Source organism: Segniliparus sp. (genome assembly GCF_051660745.1).
Taxonomy (GTDB): Bacteria; Actinomycetota; Actinomycetes; order Mycobacteriales; family Mycobacteriaceae; genus Segniliparus.
Map to the genome: position 1 here is coordinate 84,707 of NZ_JBOFQF010000035.1, position 14,661 is coordinate 99,367.

Sequence of the window (14,661 nt, forward strand, 5' to 3'; positions counted from 1 at the left end):
ATTCATATTCGGTTATGCGCATACGGGATATGCAAAATTCATCCGACTAGCGGATATCGAAAGCTGTGAGAGAGACAACACTTCTCGTCAAAATTCCGTCATCGACAGGCCATAACCAGATACATGCCTTACATTGGCGCGCCCAAAAACGGGGCGAAAAGGCCGCCGTGTGGTTTTTCACATTGCCTAGATTCGAGATCGAGCGCGCACTTAGGCTCGAAATCGACGCGACGTACGGCGTACGCGCAGTCAACGCATTTCTAAAGACGAGCCGCCTCAGGACGAGCCGCGATGAAAAACGACTTTGGTAGATAGAGGACAAGAACTCATGAAACTGCTCAAGGAATACCAGCCCGCTCCCACAGTAGAGCTTCATGACGGCACGACCATCCCCCAGGTCGGCCTCGGCGTCGCCAAGATGCCGAATGAAGACACCTATGAGGTCGTCAGGGACGCGATCCAGCTGGGCTACCGCCATATCGACACCGCCTCCAAATACGGCAACGAGCGCGGCGTCGGCCAAGGCATCGCCCAATCCGGCGTCGACCGCGCCGACATTTTCGTCACCACGAAGCTCTGGTTCGAAGACTTCGACGACGTCGCCGGAAGCCTCCGCCGCAGCCTCGACGAACTGCAGACGGATTATGTCGACCTTTTCTTGATCCACTGGCCGGTGCCGCAACTCGGGAAATACGTGGAAGCCTGGAAAGGCCTGGTGGAAGCCAAAGAATCCGGCTTGGCCCGCTCCGTCGGCGTGTCGAATTTCGAGTCGGACCACTTGCAGGACATCATCGGAGCCACCGGAGTCGCCCCTGCGGTCAACCAGGTCGAGCTGCACCCCTACTTCCAGCAGTCGCAGCTGAAGGAGGCGAACGCGCAGCACGGCGTGACCACCCAGGCGTGGAGCCCGCTCGCGCAAGGCATCGGACTGCTCGACAACCCGCACCTCTCCGAGATCGCCGAGAAGCACGGCAAGACCATCGCACAGGTCATCTTGCGCTGGCACACCCAGCTCGGACATGTCGTCATCCCCAAGACCAGCTCCTCCCGCCGCCTGGCTGAGAACTTCGACATCTTCGACTTCGTGCTCGACGCGACCGACCTGCAGGCGTTCGAGGCGCTCGACGACCCCGAGAGCGGCAGGCTCGGCTGCCACCCCAATGACGGCTACTCTGCGCACGTCTCGCCGAAGAGCAAGCAGCGCGTGGCGGAGCTCGAGAACCAAAAGGCCGCCTGAAGTTGAGCGGCGCGTGATCGGCCCGGACTGGTGACGTAGGTCCGGCCGGTCGGCGATGTCCGGTGGACGGTTCCGCCGGGCGCTTGGTGGCCGTGCCCGCAAAGCCTCTTGAGGTTGCTAGCCAATCGTGAGCAACACCCCAGTGCCCCATGAGGCCGAACAGCGCATTGCGGCCGCTTTTCCATCTACCGATATGATGTATTTCATATTTGAACAGCGAGGTGCGCTACCCTTTTGCGCGACCAAGCCCCCCGGGGGCATCCTGATAATTTCCCTACCGACAAATAGTGGATACCCCCTCGGTCCACCGTTGCGCTTGACATTGACAACCGTGTCGACGCGGACTTCGGCTACCGCTGGGGTAGCTATCTCCAGCGCGCAGGCACAGCTGATCGACTTCGCCCCACCCGCGCGTCTTCGCGCCTTGCTTCCGGCCATCGAGCGATCATGCGCACGCGCAACGGGCCACAGAAGGATTCGTTCTACAACGCAGAACTCGCCTGGGCGATGCCGGCCGTTCCGCGGCGTGCGCCACAGCACCTGCCTGCGCGAAACCGAAACCGTCAGCTGAACAGCCACGATCGCGGCGAGGGCATACAGGACGTTTCGGCCATTGCGACGACCTTGTGATGAAGACGGGGCCGCCGGAATGCGGCGGTGGAGTGACCCGTCCGGTCGGCGCTGAACGCGATAGCGGCTTGCGCGCGGGTCCGCGCCCCACCGATGCGGTTGTCCACCGAAACGTGTGCTTCGCGGGTATACGTCGCAGCATTGGGACCGTTGAGCGCTTTGCGGGCATAGGGAATGCCTTCGGTGGGGCCCGGTTTGACGATGCCGGGCAGGCCTCCTGCTTGCTACGCGGGGAACGATGGGATTTCGTCAAGCCAGGCCAGAGACGGCGCCCTGCCCGAAGTCGGGAAAGCGGAAGGTCGCATCGAACGACCGATTCGCTCCATCGAACCACCCGGGCGAGCCTCTGCCGGGAACATGAACCCGGACAGGCGTCTTGCCTGGGCGAGGAGCCCACGCGAGCATGCGTTCCCCGGCCTGCCGATCGCCCTGGCAGATCGCGAACGTGTCGAGATTTTCCCGTCAGAGCGGGGGGATGTCCGAAATCGTCAAAGAACCCGGCTGAGGGCGGAAAGACTTTGCAGCGCCAACCCGCTTCACTAAAAAATGATTCCCATCACAACCTGTCAGATCAATCTGGCAGTTCGTCAAGTGCGGCAAAGAGTCCGTGAAGTTAGAGGAACGACATGCCCGAAGCACCGAAGTCCGAGTTTTGGCAAAATCTCAAGCCCATTGCCAATTCGCTCAAGCCCGACGCCCAGCCCGAGGTTTTTCATCAGCTTGCGCAGATCGAGGATGAGCGTTACTACGCCCATCTGTCGGAAACGGTGTTGACCCGCCCGTTGTGGATCAATGTCAAGGACAACACCTGGTGCGATGTCCTGTGGGCAAAAGAAGCCGGGCTGGTCAACCGTCACTACCACCCGCATGAGGTGTTCGCGTACACGATCTCCGGCAAGTGGGGCTACTTGGAGCAGGAATGGACCGCAACGGCAGGTTCGTTCGTCTACGAGACCCCCGGCGAGGGCCACACCCTGGTCGCCTACGAGTCCGATGAGCAGATGCGCGGCATCTTCATCGTCAAGGGCCCTCTCATCTGGCTCGACGAGGATGGCAACAGCACCGGACATTTCGATGTCCACGACTATTTGGCGCTGGTCCGCGAGCATTACGACAAGGTTGGGCTTGGCGCAGATCTCATCAATCAGCTGATCCGATGATCACGGCGGCCATCGGCCAGATCGAGACCTCGGATGTCTACGTTCCTCCGCCCCGCGGAGGACACTACGAGCGAACTCTCATTGCCCTACTGTTCTCAACCTGGGGACTTGTCTTCTTTGACCGGCTGGCGCTGTCGTTCCTCGCCCCGGACTTGAAGGAAAGCCTAGGCCTGAGCGATTGGCATATCGGCCTGCTCAGCGGGATCCCTGCGCTCTCCTGGGCGCTCTCGGGGGTTCTCGTCGGCTACCTCTCGGACCGCGCCGACCGCCGCAAACCGTTCGTTGTCGGAGCGGTGATCGCATTCACGATCCTGTCCGCGCTCTCCGGTGCTGTCGGCGGTTTTGCCACCCTGCTCATGCTCCGCGCCCTCATGGGAGCTGCTGAGGGTGGAGTTCTCCCGCTCGTCCAGCCGTTGCTGGTGCACAGCGCTGAGCCGAAACGCCGTGGTTTTGTGATGGGATTAGTACAGGGCACTGCGGCCGGGTTGATCGGCGGCGTCCTAGGGCCGATTGTCATCGTGTTCCTGGCCGACCAGTTTGGTTGGCGGGCGGCATTTGCGGCGACCGCGGTCCCCGGCGTGCTGATCGCCGTGGCAATTCTGGTGTGGATACGAGATCTGCGGCTGCGTCATCCGGCGACGCTGGCGATGCGCCCTGAGTTGGCTGCTCATGAAACCCGACTCGAGCGCGGCGCCGTCCGTATCGCGTTGAGGAACCGCAATATCGTGGTGTGTGTGGCGATCGCCATCGTCTACATGACCTGGTTCGCGTGCACCCAGGCGTTCACCCCGCTCTACCTCAGGGAGGAGAAAGGGTTCAGCGACTCACAGCGGGGCTTGGTGTTGGCAGGCGCCGGGGCAGCCTGGGTGGTCTGGGGTGTGGTGATCCCCGCAGTGTCGGATCGGATCGGTCGCCGCAGGGCAATGGCTGGGTTTACCGCCATCGCTGCGACATCGCCGCTGATGGTGCTTTTCATCGACCAACCGGTGACTTTATTTTTCTGCCTCTGTTTGACCTACACCGGGATGGGTTGCTTCACCCTGTTCACCTCGATCATCCCAGCCGAGACGGTGGCCCCGATTCTATTGGCGACCTCGCTCGGGCTGGTGCAGGGCATCGGCGAGATCGTTGGCGGCTGCGTCGCTCCGCTGGTCGCCGGGGCGCTCTCCGACGGCATTGGGCCGAGCGCACCGTTATACTTTTCTTGTGGCGCGGCGGTGGTGGCCTTCGGCCTGACCTTCCTGCTCCGCGAGACGGCGCCGCGCCGGATCAGCTCAGGAGCTCTCGCATGACCGAATCCTCCCAAACCATCACGACGCAGGCGGTCCGCTGGCACGCCGCTCGTGACATCCGCCTGGACCAGGTCCAGCTGCCTGCCCTCCTGCCGGATCAGGTGCGGATCCGGGTCGGGTACTGCGGGGTGTGCGGGTCCGATTTGCATGAAATCGGGACAGGGCCGCATGCGATACCTGTGGTCCAACCCCATCCGATCTCGGGGGCCGTAGCGCCGATAACACTCGGTCACGAGTTTTCCGGCACCGTCGTCGAGTCCGGCTCCGAGGTCGACGGCCTCCTGCCTGGCACCAAGGTTGCGGTAGAGGCCAACTACCGGTGCGGAACATGCCGAGCCTGCAGGCGCGGCGACTACCACGTCTGTGAAACCGGATTTGGGTTCATAGGTTTGATGGGCAACGGTGGATTGGCCGAGTACGCCAACGTTCCCGCGTATATGGTGCAACGGCTTCCGGACGATTTTGATCTGGCCGCTGCTGCGGTGCTCGAGCCTGCGGCTGTCGCGCTGCGGGCGGTGCGCCGGTCCGAGGCCAACCCGGACGATTCGGCCGTGGTCATTGGGCTCGGCCCGGTTGGGCTGCTCGTGGTTGCTCTGCTCGCCCAGCGGGGCATTGGGCCCATCATTGGGGTCGATGTGACACCAGCGCGGCGCGAGCTCGCTGAGAGCCTGGGCGCGACCGCCACCGTCACCGCCGACGCCGACCTGTCCGCTGCGATCAAGAGAGTCACCGGCTTCACCACCGCCGACGTGGTATTCGAAGTCGTCGGCAAGCAGGTGGCCTTCGACGCCGCGATGGCGGTACTGCGAACCGGCGGACGGACGATACTGATCGGGCTGGGCGCCACTATGAGCATCGATGCGTTCGGTCTGGTCAATCGGGAACAATCGATCGTGGCGAGCGTCGGGTACAACGATTGCCACACCGAGTTGATCGACCTGGTCACGCGCCGAGAACTCGACCTCACAGCCATCGTGACCGAGATCATCGAACTGGAGGACGCCCCGAAGATGCTCACTTCTCTCGCCACTGTCGGCTCCGACCAGGTGAAAACCCTGATCCGATGCGATCCGGAGCTGCCATGATCACCCGAACGCCCGCGCGCGGCGGCCAAATATGTCGACGGACGCCCGCAGCAGCCCGAAAGAGGGTCGCGACTTTCTCCACCACCTCGGTGCCGGGCCGCGACCGGGTCGCGCGCTGGGAAAAACACAACCGTTCAAACCTGGTGGGGCTGAGCTGTTCGAGCTACACCGACGACGGGCTTATCGCTCAGCTGACCAGCGCGAATCTGAAGGGGGTGGTGGTGGCCGATATTCGGGCCAACGCCCACGTCATCGAACGGTCCCCGGCAAATGTGGCAGGCGCTCCGCAGGATTCGCTTTTCGCGTCGATCCTGATCGAGGGGGAGGCGGTGTTCTACGTGGCAGGCGGTTTTCAGGCCGTCGCCGCAGGCGACATCTTGCTCTACGAGTCGGATCGGCCGTACCTGTTCGGGTTTGCCTCCCCGATGCACCAGATCATGGTGACGATTCCGCGAGCGCACCTGCCTGATGTGGGCGCGCTCAGCGAGCCGACGCTGCTTGCGCGCGGACATCGGGCCCCGATGGCGGCGCTGGAGCACTCGCTTGGCGGGAATATCGAGCCACGTGAAACGGTGGTCGACTGGATCACCGCGGCCGTCCTCGAACGCACCGGCGGCAGTACCGCCGCCTACGTTGCAGCAGCGAAGGATTACATTCGGACGCGGCTGCGCGACGCCGAATTGTCAGTGCCCGCGGTGGCGGTCGCGGTCGGCCTGAGCGAGCGGCACCTGAGTCGAGTTTTTGGCGAGGTGTCCGGAATCACGGTGAGCCGCTACATTTTGGGCCTGCGGCTCGACGGCGCCCGCGCCGACCTGGCCCGGCGGGGCTCAGATCGCATGATCGACATCGCGTACCGGTGGGGGTTTAGTTCCCAACCACAATTCAATCGAGCGTTCCGGACCCGGTTTGGGCACGCCCCAGGCGATACCCCGTCGCATTAAGCATTTTTCACTAACGTTCCCGCCTGCGCCGCGCCGCAGGCCATTTCAAGGAGTTGCCGATGACTGCCGCGCACAGTGCTGCCCGACCTGGCGGCGCACCTGCCAGCCAAGACCAGATCGACGCGGAAATTGCCCACCACGCAAGGCAATACATCGCGCGCGGGAGGCGGGACCTGGCCACCGCGATCAATTACCCGCCATACCGCAGCTCGGTGCTGCGTCATCCGACCAAGGACCCGATCGGTGTCGATCCCGAGCAGGTCGAACTGCACTCCCCCGTATTTGGACACCAGGACGTCCACCCGCTCGAGGCAGACCTGACCATAGCTGGGACCGGCGCCCCGATCGGTGAACGGATCACTGTGAGCGGCCGGGTCCTCGACGTGGTCGGGCGGCCGGTGCGCGGCCAGTTGGTGGAGGTGTGGCAAGCGAACGCGGCCGGGCGGTACGCACACAGGCGCGATCAGCACCAGGCCCCGCTCGACCCGAATTTCCTTGGGGTGGGTCGCGTGTTGACGGACGTCGAGGGCTGGTACTCGTTCACAACCATCAAACCGGGCGCGTATCCGTGGCGTAATCACCACAACGCGTGGCGCCCTGCGCACATTCATTTCAGCCTGTTCGGCACCGCGTTCACCCAACGGTTGATCACCCAGATGTACTTTCCCGGCGATCCGCTGTTCGCGTTCGACCCTATTTACCGGGCGATTCCGGACGAAGCCGCGCGCGCCGCGTTGGTGGCCAGCTATGACCACTCCCTGAGCCAGCCGGAAACCTCGCTCGGCTATCGCTGGGACATCGTCCTCAGCGGATCCAGGCCCACCCCGACCGAGGACGGAATCTGATGCCCGAACTCATCCCGTACGCTCCCACGCCTGGTCAGACAGTCGGCCCATTCTACGGATACGCGCTGCCGATCCCCGGGGCGCAGCACCTCGTCGGTTCCGGCCTGCCCGGATCGATCCGGCTCACCGGCACGGTCGTCGATGGCGCAGGCGACCCGATTCCGGACTGCCTACTTGAGATCTTCCAGCCCGCTGCCGATGGCAGCCTCGCGGCTCCCAGCGCAATCATCGCGCGCGCCGACCACGACCTGCTCACCCCGCTGCGCGACCCGACCGAATTCGCTGGCTGGGGCCGCTGCGCCACCACCGGGGCAGGGCGCTACGCGTTCACGACGGTGCGCCCCGGCGGGCAGCCCGGAACGGCGCCGTTCATCGCGGTGGCTGTGTTTGCGCGCGGGCTCCTCGACGTGTTGTTCAGCCGGATCTACCTCCCCACGGACGCGCCACCGACCGACGCGCTGCTCGAATCACTGCCCGAAGACCGCCGAAGCACCTTGGTCGCCACCAAGATCGGCGCGGATGCCTACGAGTGGAACGTCTGCCTTCAGGGCGAACGGGAAACTGTGTTCCTCGCCCACCGGGGCCGACGATGACCGATCGGCGTGGCGACTTCGGAATACTAGATCCCAGCAGCGCCAATCCGGCGATCCGCGCCGCGACCGACGACGGCGCTATCGTCGCCGCATTGGTCGCGGCCGAAACTCATTGGCTCGCGGTGCTTGACGTGGCCGAAGGCGTCGCCAATGACCCAGCGATCGCCGCCGAAATCGTGGCCGCCGAAATCGATCCGGAACTCCTCGCCGAACGCGGTCAGGCCGGGGGCAACCCGGTCATTCCGCTGGTAGGCGACCTGCGCGCAGTAGTGGCCGAGCAATCCGCCGCTGCCGCCCGCCGAGTGCACTTGGGCTTGACGAGCCAAGACGCGCTCGACACTGCGCTCATCCTGGTGGCACGCAATGCCGCGGCGGCGATCGGGGCGCTGCTGGCCCAGGCCGGGGCGGCCATCGCTGACCTCGCTGAACTGCACGCACACACCGTTCAGCTTGGCCGCACCCTGACCCAACCAGCCCTGCCGATCAGCTTCGGAGGCAAGGCAGCCGGGTGGTTGCGCGGGGTCGCCGCCGCGCACACCCAGCTCCGCAGCACCGAATTCCCTGTGCAACTAGGCGGGGCGGTGGGCACCAATGCCGCTCTGGTCGAGCTGGGGTTCGATCCGCGCGTACTGCGCGCCGATTGGGCGGACCGGTGCGGCCTTGACGACCCCGGCTGTTCCTGGCACACCGAGCGCAGCCCGATCACCGGTATCGGCGCGGCCTTAGCGGCAGTCTGTGCCGCCGCCGGGCATGTGGCCAACGACGTGTTGTTGCTCTCGCGCAGCGAGATCGGCGAGCTGTCCGAGCCTGCCGCTGCCGGACGTGGCGCCTCCTCTGCGATGCCGCAGAAGCGCAACCCGGTGCTCTCCATGTTGATTCACACTGCCGCGCTCACCGCCCCCGGGCAGCTTGCCCAGCTGTTCTTGGCGGCCGGGCTGGCCGCGGAGGAACGTACTGGCGGGGCCTGGCACAGCGAGTGGCCGGCTCTACGCGAGTTGCTCCGGCTGGCTTGGGGCGCCGCGGCGGCGCTGGTCGAACTGACCGAAGGGCTTGTCGTGCACACCGAAAAAATGTCCGAAACTCTCGCCGCGGCTGGACCTTCGGTGCTCAGCGAGCGGCTGATGACCCGCCTTGCCGCGCGCGCGCCGGGTGGGCGAGGCGAGGTTCAGGCTGTGATCGACTGCGCCCGAGACCGACCCGAAAACCTCCGCACCGAAATCCTCGCCCGAATCCCCGCACTCGACGCCGATGAACTCGAGCTCCTCCTCGACCCGGGCAGCTACCTCGGCGAGGCGCCGGAGCGCGCCATCGCCGCGAGCGTCGCCTACCGCGCGAGTTCGCTCGCTCCACATACCGAAGGCAATCGATGATCCCCACCGTCACTCTCACCCGACTCTCCCCCCGCCCGCAGTTGGGCAACCGGGAACTGCTGGTTTTGTGCCCCTCGCTGGGCACGACCACCGCGCTCTGGCACGAGGTGGCCCACGAGCTCGACGCCGAATATGACATCCTCGCCGCCGATCTGCCCGGGCACGGGCGGTCTCCGCTTGCGCTGAATCCATTCACGATTGCCGAGCTGGCCGACGGCGTCCTCGACGCCGTCGAATCGCTGACCAGCATCGACCGCTTCCACATCGCCGGCGATTCAGTCGGCGGTGGCATCGCTGTTTCACTCGGACTGACCGCGCCGGAGCGCGTCGCCTCGGTCACCATGGTCTGCTCCTCACCCCGATTTGGGGATTCCCAGGCCTGGCGGGACCGGGCCGCGCTGGTGTTGCGCGAAGGCGCCGGGGCGCTGCTGCCGGGGCTGGACCAACGCTGGCTGTCCCCGCAGTTCCGCGACCGGCAACCTGAACGAGCCGTCGAACTTCTTGATGGGGTCCGGACGATGGATCCGCGCGGTTATGCCTCGGTGTGCGAGGCCCTGGCTGCGTACGACGTGCGCGCCGAACTTAGCCGGATCAACTGTCCCTTCTTAGCGGTGGCTGGCGAGTACGACACTATCGCCACCCCGCAGCTGGCCGAGGAAATGGCCGCCGCGGTCACAGGTGGACGAGTGTTGGTGCTACCGCAGGTGGCCCACCAGGCGCCGTGGGAGGCCCCCGCCGAGTTGGCCGTCGCACTGCGCGAGCAGTTGCGTCTGGCCAGCTTGGCCGCGGTGCGGGCTTCCTCCGCGACCTCCGCCCAGCGGTACGCCGCAGGCCTGGCGGTGCGCCGCCAGGTACTTGGCGATGCGCACGTGGACAGGGCAACCGCGGCCATGACCGGGCTGACTCGGGGATTTCAGGAGTTCATCACCTGCACAGCTTGGGGCGAAGTGTGGACCGATGTGCAACTTTCCCGGCGCGAGCGCTCGATTGCGGTGCTCACCGCGCTGATCGCGCACGCGCACTGGGACGAGTTCGCGATGCACGTACGCGGCGCCGTCAGCAACGGACTCAGCCCCGAAGACATTCGCGCGGTGATCATGCAGAGCGCGATCTACTGCGGGGTCCCCGCAGCCAACAGCGCCTTCGGGATCACTTGCAAGGTCCTGACCGAGCTCGCTGACGATTCAGAGCCCAACGCATGAATGAAGCGTTTATCTACGACGCCGTGCGTACTCCGTTCGGGCGATACGGCGGCGGCCTTTCCGGGGTCCGCCCCGACGATCTCGCCGCCCGTTCGCTCGAGGCGTTGCTCGCCCGCACGCCGGACCTCGACCCCGAGCAGATCGACGAGGTGGTCCTGGGCAACGCGAACGGCGCCGGCGAGGAGAACCGCAACGTCGCCCGGATGGCGACCCTGCTTGCAGGGCTTCCGGTGACTGTCGCGGGCAGCACCGTGAACCGGCTCTGCGGCTCGGCCCTCGATGCGGTCTTCGCCGGTTCCCGCGCGATCGCTGTGGGTGATAGCAACATCGTCGTCGCCGGTGGCGTGGAGTCGATGAGCCGCGCCCCGTGGGTGCTCCCGAAAACCGAAAAAGCTTTCCCGGTAGCGGATCTCAGCCTCGTCTCGACCACCCTTGGGTGGCGGCTGGTAAACCCGCGGATGCCCGCGGAGTGGAATGTCTCGCTCGGAGAGGCAACTGAGCAGCTGCGCGAACGTCACAACATTTCCCGGCAACGCCAGGACGAGTTCGCTTCCCGCTCGCACGAGCTCGCCGAAAAGGCCTGGAACGACGGAATTTACCAGGATCTGGTGGTCCCAGTTCCGGGCACCGAATTGGTGAGGGATGAGAACATCCGGCCGGACAGCACCGTGGCAAGGCTCGGCGCTCTGCGCACCTCTTTTCGACCCGAGGGCACTATCACTGCGGGAAACGCCTCGCCGCTCTCGGATGGCGCCGCGGTGGTGCTGCTCGGATCGGCTGTGGCCGCGCGCGCTCTCGGACGTGATCCGATCGCCCGGATCGCTGGGCGAGGGGCCGCGGCGAACGAGCCACAATTTTTCGGCGCCGCCCCGATCGAGGCCGCCGCCCGCGCACTCGAGCGCGCCAGAATTAGCTGGTCCGATGTCGGCGCAGTCGAGCTCAACGAGGCTTTCGCCGCGCAATCGTTGGTATGCATTGACGGGTGGGGCATCGACCCGGCCATCGTCAACCAACACGGCGGCGCGATCGCGCTGGGCCACCCGCTCGGCGCGTCCGGAGCCCGACTGCTCGGCACCCTGGCTCAAACCCTGACAATCAAACGGCTGCGCTGGGGAGTGGCGGCCCTGTGCATCGGGGTCGGCCAGGCCCTCGCCGTCGTCCTCGAGAATCCAGAGTTCGCATGAGCACAATCATCAGTCCCGACGCCCACGCGGCGCTGGCCGATATCCACGACGACGCCACTGTGATGATCGGCGGGTTCGGCAACGCCGGACAGCCTTTTGAACTCATCGACGCCCTGCTCGCGGGCGGCGCCGCCGGCCTGACCGTGATCAACAACAACGCCGGCCAAGGCGAGGAGGGCTTGGCCCGCCTCATCAAGGCCGGCCGGGTCCGGAAGATCATCTGCTCATTCCCGCGCCAAAGCGATTCCCAGCACTTCGACGCGAAGTACCGGGCAGGCGACATCGAGCTGGAGCTCGTCCCCCAGGGCAACCTGGCCGAGCGAATCAGGGCGGCCGGGGCCGGGATCGGCGGTTTCTTCACCCCCACCGGCTACGGCACCCAATTGGCCGAGGGCAAGGAAACCCGCACCATCGACGGCCGCGGCTACGTGTTCGAAACCCCGCTCCACGCGGATTACGCACTGATCAAGGCACACCGAGCCGATACCGTCGGCAACCTGGTGTACCGAAAGACCGCTCGTAACTTCGGTCCAATCATGGCCGCCGCGGCCCGCACCACCATCGTGCAGGTCGCTGAACTGGTCGAGCCCGGCCAGCTCGACCCAGAAATCGTGATCACCCCCGGCCTGTATGTGGACCGCATTGTGAAAGTGAATGAATGACCAACACCGAACCGCTTGCCCGGGCCGATCTGGCCCGGCTCGTTGCCCGCGACATTCCGCGCGGCGCTTATGTGAACCTGGGCATCGGGCAGCCGACCGCGGTCGGCAATTACCTTGCCCCCGAACAACAGGTCACTCTGCATACGGAGAACGGGATGCTCGGGATGGGTCCCGCCCCCGCCCCCGGGGACGTTGACCCGGACCTGATCAATGCCGGGAAGGCTCCCGTCACCGAGCTGCCTGGCGCCAGCTACTTCCACCACGCCGATTCGTTCGCGATGATGCGCGGCGGGCACCTCGACGTATGCGTGCTCGGAGCTTTCCAGGTTTCGACCAGCGGGGATCTTGCGAACTGGGCTACATCCGAGCGGGATTCGATCCCGGCGGTCGGCGGCGCGATGGACCTTGCGATCGGCGCCAAACAAGTCTTCGTCATGATGACCCTGTTCGGGCGGGACAACAAACCCAAGTTGGTCCCGATATGCGACTACCCGCTCACCGCAGTCTCGTGCGTGGCCCGGGTGTATTCCGACCGCGGGGTTTTCGAGATCACTTCCAACGGCGTGGTGCTGCACGAGGCGTTCGGCACCACCGCGGCCGAGCTGGAGGAAGCTCTCGGCATCCCGCTCCTGACACCACCTGCGGGCGGGCGGAAGCTTTCCTCACAGCACAACCGATAAGCTGATCCGGCACAAGCAGCAAGAGGGCGAATGACGCCAATCTTGATAGCAGTAGAGAAATTGCAACCTTCGCAGCTGATGAGCTATCCGATGCGGTGTCGGACGGCGTTACGGCAGGTGGAGCATTGGTCCGTGAGGCGACGGAGGAGCCGGACGCGGAGGGAGCTGCCTCACTGGTTCGATGCGTTCGGGCCGTGATGCGAGTGTGACGGGCGTTCATTGGGTTGGTCGTGCTCGGGCCGAGGTTCAGCAGTTTTTTGATGCTGCGATGCGGCAGCGAGCCCGGGACTTCGCAGGTGCGGACGTACGGCGAGGCCGCGAGACAAGAGGGTGTGTTAACGCTGTCCCAGCTTCTCGGGGATGGTTTGTCCGCCCGATTCGGGATGCTCGGGGCCGTGGGAGAGGGTCCAGTTCTGCTCGTGCTCTTCGAAACACCCGGGGAATCGGCAGCGCCGGTCACGCGTGCTCATATGAACTTCGACGCTCGGAGTCGGCTTGTGCTGCTCGGGGCAGGTCGTGAAACGGACACGTTTCGCGGCGTTGGCCAACATCCGCGCGAGCGCGGCAAGCAGATCCTCCACGACGAACCGGCTCCCACCGCGCCGGTCATACGTTCGATCTACCCGAAAGGCCCGGGCAACACAAGGAAAAACACACGCTCGCGCGCCGACTTGTAGCTGTCCGCACCCGACGCGCGTCAAGCTTTCGCCGCCGCCTCGCCGCTCTCGGCGGAGGCTTCGTCGCCCTTGGATTCCTTGTCCTTGTCGCCCTCGTCGGTCTCCGCGATGCCGAGAGTGCCCGCCAACCATCCGGTCGCGGCGCCGACACGGGCCTTCGAGGCGGCGTCGAGCTGCGCGGAGCGCGCCTCGGCCCCCTGCTCGGTCGCCGCCCACGCCGTCGCGAACAAGACGATCCGCACCGTGAAGAAGAAGAACACCATGAGGCCGAGGATCGGGCCGAACGTCTTGCCCGCTGGACCGTTCGTCACGCCCTTGAGCAGCAACCACGCCAACTCCAAGAAGACGAGGAAGAGCAGCGCGCCGAGCAGTCCGGCCTCGAACGCGTCGCCCAACGCGACCGACTTCCGCGGGAGACGGGCGATCACAAAGGTGAACAGCAGCCACGCGGCGAAGACCGCGAGCACGGTGGAGGCGATCTTGACGACGCTCTGCGCCCCGGACCAATCACCGAGGCCTATCTTGCCGAGCCCCTTGATCAGCCACGAGCTCTTGGACAAGGTGATGAGGCCGAAGACAACGATGAGCGCGATCCCGAAGCTCACCATGGCGAGCAAATCGCTGAGCTTCGTCTTGAACCAGTTGCCGCCCTCGTCCTCGTCCTGCTGCCACAACTGGGTGAGCGACTCCCGCAGCGAGGCCATCCAGCCGAGGCCGGACCACAGCCCGAGCGCGAGACCCACGGTCCCGACCGTCCGGCGCGAGGCGATGGCCGAGTCGATGAGCTGGTTGAGCTGCTTGGCGAGGCCGCCCTGCGCCAACGACGTGATCCGCTCCTTGATGTGTTCGAGCAGATCGGGGTACTCGATGAGCACCTGGCCCAAGATCGCGAAGCCGACCATGATCACCGGGAACAGCGAGAGCACGCTGTAGTACGTCACGCCTGCCGCGAAAAAGTCCGCCTTGCGGTCCTGGTACCGCCCCACCGCGCGCACGAGATGCCCCAGCGGGGGCAGCTTCCGCTGCAGCTCCTCGAACTTTCCCGTGAGCCGGTCGAGAAAACTCGGCTTCTTCTCGCTCTCAGTCGAGTTGTCTTGGGCCAA

Annotated in this window: 15 protein-coding genes; 12 read left to right on the forward strand and 3 right to left on the reverse strand. The window is 65.2% G+C overall.

Annotation, left to right across the window (positions count from 1 at the left end; all coding sequences use genetic code 11):
• Positions 1–328 precede the first annotated feature (328 nt).
• A complete protein-coding gene (locus tag ACRC20_RS11930) occupies positions 329–1,237 on the forward strand; it encodes an aldo/keto reductase (RefSeq protein ID WP_438686592.1) in 909 nt (302 codons plus the stop codon).
• A 563-nt stretch (positions 1,238–1,800) separates the two neighbouring features.
• Here ACRC20_RS11930 and ACRC20_RS11935 read toward each other — a convergent pair.
• Positions 1,801–2,079, reverse strand: coding sequence for an MspA family porin (locus tag ACRC20_RS11935; RefSeq protein WP_438686696.1), 279 nt, complete (start codon positions 2,077–2,079; stop codon positions 1,801–1,803).
• A 414-nt stretch (positions 2,080–2,493) separates the two neighbouring features.
• Between ACRC20_RS11935 and ACRC20_RS11940 the strand changes: the two genes are divergently transcribed.
• The 11 genes from ACRC20_RS11940 to ACRC20_RS11990 are packed head-to-tail and all read left to right on the forward strand — an operon-like array spanning position 2,494 to position 12,881.
• The gene (locus tag ACRC20_RS11940; RefSeq protein WP_438686593.1) at positions 2,494–3,027 is read left to right on the forward strand and encodes a 2,4'-dihydroxyacetophenone dioxygenase family protein; all 534 of its coding nucleotides are present in this window, start codon (positions 2,494–2,496) and stop codon (positions 3,025–3,027) included.
• Positions 3,024–4,319, forward strand: coding sequence for an MFS transporter (locus tag ACRC20_RS11945; RefSeq protein WP_438686594.1), 1,296 nt, complete (start codon positions 3,024–3,026; stop codon positions 4,317–4,319). The genes ACRC20_RS11940 and ACRC20_RS11945 overlap by 4 nt, the downstream gene beginning before the upstream one ends.
• Entirely contained in the window at positions 4,316–5,404 is a 1,089-nt protein-coding gene (locus ACRC20_RS11950) for an alcohol dehydrogenase catalytic domain-containing protein (RefSeq protein WP_438686595.1), read from the forward strand. The genes ACRC20_RS11945 and ACRC20_RS11950 overlap by 4 nt, the downstream gene beginning before the upstream one ends.
• Entirely contained in the window at positions 5,401–6,345 is a 945-nt protein-coding gene (locus ACRC20_RS11955; RefSeq protein ID WP_438686596.1) for a helix-turn-helix domain-containing protein, read from the forward strand. Before ACRC20_RS11950 ends, ACRC20_RS11955 begins: the two co-directional genes overlap by 4 nt.
• Before the next feature lie 59 nt (positions 6,346–6,404).
• Entirely contained in the window at positions 6,405–7,190 is a 786-nt protein-coding gene (gene pcaH, locus ACRC20_RS11960) for a protocatechuate 3,4-dioxygenase subunit beta (protein WP_438686597.1), read from the forward strand.
• Positions 7,190–7,783: a protocatechuate 3,4-dioxygenase subunit alpha gene (gene pcaG, locus ACRC20_RS11965; RefSeq protein ID WP_438686598.1), complete on the forward strand. Its 594-nt coding sequence runs from the start codon at positions 7,190–7,192 to the stop codon at positions 7,781–7,783. Before pcaH ends, pcaG begins: the two co-directional genes overlap by 1 nt.
• A complete protein-coding gene (locus ACRC20_RS11970) occupies positions 7,780–9,153 on the forward strand; it encodes a lyase family protein (protein WP_438686599.1) in 1,374 nt (457 codons plus the stop codon). Before pcaG ends, ACRC20_RS11970 begins: the two co-directional genes overlap by 4 nt.
• On the forward strand, positions 9,150–10,355 hold the full coding sequence (pcaDC, locus tag ACRC20_RS11975) for a bifunctional 3-oxoadipate enol-lactonase/4-carboxymuconolactone decarboxylase PcaDC (protein WP_438686600.1): 1,206 nt from the start codon (positions 9,150–9,152) through the stop codon (positions 10,353–10,355). Before ACRC20_RS11970 ends, pcaDC begins: the two co-directional genes overlap by 4 nt.
• Positions 10,352–11,539: a thiolase family protein gene (locus ACRC20_RS11980; RefSeq protein ID WP_438686601.1), complete on the forward strand. Its 1,188-nt coding sequence runs from the start codon at positions 10,352–10,354 to the stop codon at positions 11,537–11,539. Before pcaDC ends, ACRC20_RS11980 begins: the two co-directional genes overlap by 4 nt.
• Positions 11,536–12,201, forward strand: a complete 666-nt coding sequence (locus tag ACRC20_RS11985) for a 3-oxoacid CoA-transferase subunit A (protein ID WP_438686602.1) — start codon at positions 11,536–11,538, stop codon at positions 12,199–12,201. Before ACRC20_RS11980 ends, ACRC20_RS11985 begins: the two co-directional genes overlap by 4 nt.
• Positions 12,198–12,881 (forward strand): 3-oxoacid CoA-transferase subunit B, encoded by a 684-nt coding sequence (locus tag ACRC20_RS11990; RefSeq protein WP_438686603.1) that lies wholly within the window; start codon positions 12,198–12,200, stop codon positions 12,879–12,881. Before ACRC20_RS11985 ends, ACRC20_RS11990 begins: the two co-directional genes overlap by 4 nt.
• Before the next feature lie 335 nt (positions 12,882–13,216).
• Here ACRC20_RS11990 and ACRC20_RS11995 read toward each other — a convergent pair whose 3' ends face one another.
• A complete protein-coding gene (locus ACRC20_RS11995; RefSeq protein ID WP_438686604.1) occupies positions 13,217–13,462 on the reverse strand; it encodes a hypothetical protein in 246 nt (81 codons plus the stop codon).
• Between the two features lie 116 nt (positions 13,463–13,578).
• The gene (locus tag ACRC20_RS12000; RefSeq protein ID WP_438686605.1) at positions 13,579–14,661 is read right to left on the reverse strand and encodes a YhjD/YihY/BrkB family envelope integrity protein; all 1,083 of its coding nucleotides are present in this window, start codon (positions 14,659–14,661) and stop codon (positions 13,579–13,581) included.

Coding starts and splice junctions, on each gene's coding strand:
- ACRC20_RS11940 (WP_438686593.1), top strand. CDS start 2,494: ATGCCCGAAGCACCGAAGTCCGAGTTTTGGCAAAATCTCAAGCCCATT.
- ACRC20_RS11945 (WP_438686594.1), top strand. CDS start 3,024: ATGATCACGGCGGCCATCGGCCAGATCGAGACCTCGGATGTCTACGTT.
- pcaDC (WP_438686600.1), top strand. CDS start 9,150: ATGATCCCCACCGTCACTCTCACCCGACTCTCCCCCCGCCCGCAGTTG.
- ACRC20_RS11955 (WP_438686596.1), top strand. CDS start 5,401: ATGATCACCCGAACGCCCGCGCGCGGCGGCCAAATATGTCGACGGACG.
- pcaG (WP_438686598.1), top strand. CDS start 7,190: ATGCCCGAACTCATCCCGTACGCTCCCACGCCTGGTCAGACAGTCGGC.
- ACRC20_RS11950 (WP_438686595.1), top strand. CDS start 4,316: ATGACCGAATCCTCCCAAACCATCACGACGCAGGCGGTCCGCTGGCAC.
- ACRC20_RS11980 (WP_438686601.1), top strand. CDS start 10,352: ATGAATGAAGCGTTTATCTACGACGCCGTGCGTACTCCGTTCGGGCGA.
- ACRC20_RS11990 (WP_438686603.1), top strand. CDS start 12,198: ATGACCAACACCGAACCGCTTGCCCGGGCCGATCTGGCCCGGCTCGTT.
- ACRC20_RS11985 (WP_438686602.1), top strand. CDS start 11,536: ATGAGCACAATCATCAGTCCCGACGCCCACGCGGCGCTGGCCGATATC.
- pcaH (WP_438686597.1), top strand. CDS start 6,405: ATGACTGCCGCGCACAGTGCTGCCCGACCTGGCGGCGCACCTGCCAGC.
- ACRC20_RS11970 (WP_438686599.1), top strand. CDS start 7,780: ATGACCGATCGGCGTGGCGACTTCGGAATACTAGATCCCAGCAGCGCC.
- ACRC20_RS11930 (WP_438686592.1), top strand. CDS start 329: ATGAAACTGCTCAAGGAATACCAGCCCGCTCCCACAGTAGAGCTTCAT.